Below are 2417 nucleotides of genomic sequence, written 5' to 3'. Positions count from 1 at the left end.
AACGATTAAGGTTAGATCGTGATCGCGAAGCGAGCCACGATCTGAACCGGTTGTTGGACAAGCCCGGTTCGGAGGCTGGGTAGTTCCCCTGGAAATATCTTTTTGTCCTTCACCGCACGCAAGGGCTTTCAGTCGCAGAAAGCCCTTGAGCGCTGGCAATACGCACCGTCATTGCGACGCTGCGTCGTCAGATTCAACCTTTTGGCGGTCAAATCGGCGATTTTCTCCGATATCAGGCCGAGCGCGTCCGTGGCGCCGGACAGCGCATCGGCAATCGGATTGCGGCTGGCTTACACGCGCACGCCCTCGGTCAAACCTGCGCCGCTCCATCGGTCGAGTGCCACGGAATACGTCTTCGTACCACCTGCATCGGGGCCCCGCAACACGCGCACAGAAACAGCGGCCGTGGTTTCATCCAACTCAGGTCGGCGTTGGGCAATACCTTCAGAACAACCTGCAGCAACGCAATCAGGCCTTTGCTGTTGGAATGCAAGAAGCCAAAGTTGCGGGCGCGCCGAAAGCCCTTGGGCAGGACGTGTTGCAGGACCAGCCAGAGGAAGGTGGCGCCGCTCACCGTGCGCACCGCCACCCTTCCGGTCTGACTGTCTCGGTAGCGAAAGCTGACCTGTTTCTCGTCACAGGCCAGGATGTCCTTTTCCTGAATGACGCCCCGATAGAGATAGCGGCCAAGATAGACCAAGGCTTTTTCACCCGTGCCGACGCCCTTGCAGTCGACCACCCATTTCTGCGGGTGACAGGCGGGCAGTTTCAGACCTTCACGGCCCAGGGCCGCCAGCAGCTTGGCGCGAAAGACCTTGGACAGGGCACGGTGGTTGAACAAGTAGCCGTTGCCTTTGCCGCGTGGCTTGGTCCGCCAGCGACGGCACTTCGCATCGAGCGCCGCCGCCGGCATGGCCAAATGCAAATGCGGGTGGTAATCGAGCCGGCGCGAATGGGTGTGTAGCACGCTCACCGCGCCAGGCCGGCCGTGCAGGTGTTTGTCGTTCTGGCTGAAGGTGCAAACCGTTGCCCAGGCGCATTCGAACAGCAACGCGTAGAAAAGACGTTGATGCTGCCACGCCAGCGCCCTGAATTCTGATGGCACGGTGAAGGTGATCAGGAAATAGCTGGCCGGCACCTGACGTTTGAGTTGCCGTTCCAGCCACTGCTGGCTCTCGTGATGCTGGCAATGTGGGCAACTGCGATGCCCGCAGGAGTGCGGCACGAGGCGTCGTTCGTCACAGGCGGTACAGCTCGCCAGCATGCGCGGGGCCAACGACGTGCGGCAGTGCTTCATGACGGCCAGGGCCTGGCGGTGGCTGGGCAGGATCGCGTGGCGATACTGCTGCAGGTAGGCCGCCTCATGGCGACTGATGACTTCGGCAAGGGCAATCATTTGACCACGCCCCAGGCTATCGCGAAGCGGTCCATCAGGGCATTGATGCGAACGCTGGCCTGATCGTTGGTGTGGCTGGTCAGATGGGTATATCTGGCCGTGGTGAGAATCGAGTAATGGCCGAGGATCTTCTGGACTTCGAGCAGGTCGACGCCGGCCTCAATCAGGTGGGTGGCATAGCTGTGTCGAAGCGAGTGCGGGGTGATCTTTTTTTTAGGCCACAGGCTTCGCTTACTTTGCGTAGTGTGCGCTGTACGCCGCCGCGATCGAGCGGCGTGGTCGCGCGGGCGGCACCGGCCAGCCCGCGGTGCCGATTGGGAAAGAGCAGCACGGGATGGCGATGCACTTGCCAGAAGCGGCGCAGGAGTTGATGCGTCGATTGCGGCAGCGGAACGAAACGGTCCCGATTGCCCTTCGCATCGCGGATATGTACGCGCTGACGTACCGCATCAATATCGCCCACCTGTAGCCGCAGCCCTTCGCCCAGGCGCAATCCCAGACTGTAGAGCGTGAAGTAGAACACCCGGTAACTGACCACGCGGGTGGCGGCGAACAGTCGCTTGGCCTCCTCGACTGTGACGATGTCGGGCAGCCGCTGCGCCTTGGGTGGCTTGATCAGGTTCGGCATCACCCAGGGCTTCTTCAACACGTGGGTGGTGTAGAACTTCAGGCCGTAGAGATCGAGTTTGACCGCGCTCCAGGAGTGCGTCCCGATCAGGTCGCTGAAATACGCGGTGAGCTGCGCTTCGGTCAGCTCGTCAATCCGATGCGAAAAATACCCGCCCAGACGACGGATGGCCCGCGCATAGGCTTCGATGGTCTTCGGTTGCAGCCCCTTGAGCTTGAGGTGCTTCAGATGAAGTTCGTATTGCCGGTCAAAGTGTGCTGATGCTGCTGTGTTCATGCTGGTCTATCCTCACGAAATATTGCAAAATCATCCCCTCGGTATAAGGAGATGTGCGTGCAGAATAATTCGTGGGGCCGCGAGGTGGTCTTTCTCCGCGTAGCGGCTTCGTCCAAC

The 2417-nt window shown here is 60.5% G+C and carries 1 protein-coding gene and 1 pseudogene; both read right to left on the bottom strand.

Annotated features, from left to right (window positions below; translation table 11 throughout):
• Window positions 1–310: 310 nt before the first annotated feature.
• On the bottom strand, window positions 311–1396 hold the full coding sequence (locus PROAA_RS16720; RefSeq protein ID WP_186412438.1) for an IS91 family transposase: 1086 nt from the start codon (window positions 1394–1396) through the stop codon (window positions 311–313).
• Window positions 1393–2300 (bottom strand): annotated as a pseudogene (locus PROAA_RS16710) (tyrosine-type recombinase/integrase). The gene PROAA_RS16720 and the pseudogene PROAA_RS16710 overlap by 4 nt, the downstream one beginning before the upstream one ends.
• Window positions 2301–2417 lie beyond the last annotated feature (117 nt).

It is taken from the genome of Candidatus Propionivibrio aalborgensis (assembly GCF_900089945.1).
In the GTDB taxonomy this organism is placed as follows: domain Bacteria; phylum Pseudomonadota; class Gammaproteobacteria; order Burkholderiales; family Rhodocyclaceae; genus Propionivibrio; species Propionivibrio aalborgensis.
This window is presented reverse-complemented; position numbering and strand designations above follow the sequence as displayed.

What these genes read in the sequence shown, in the direction of transcription:
- PROAA_RS16720 (WP_186412438.1), bottom strand. Translation starts at nt 1,396, where the DNA reads ATGATTGCCCTTGCCGAAGTCATCAGTCGCCATGAGGCGGCCTACCTG.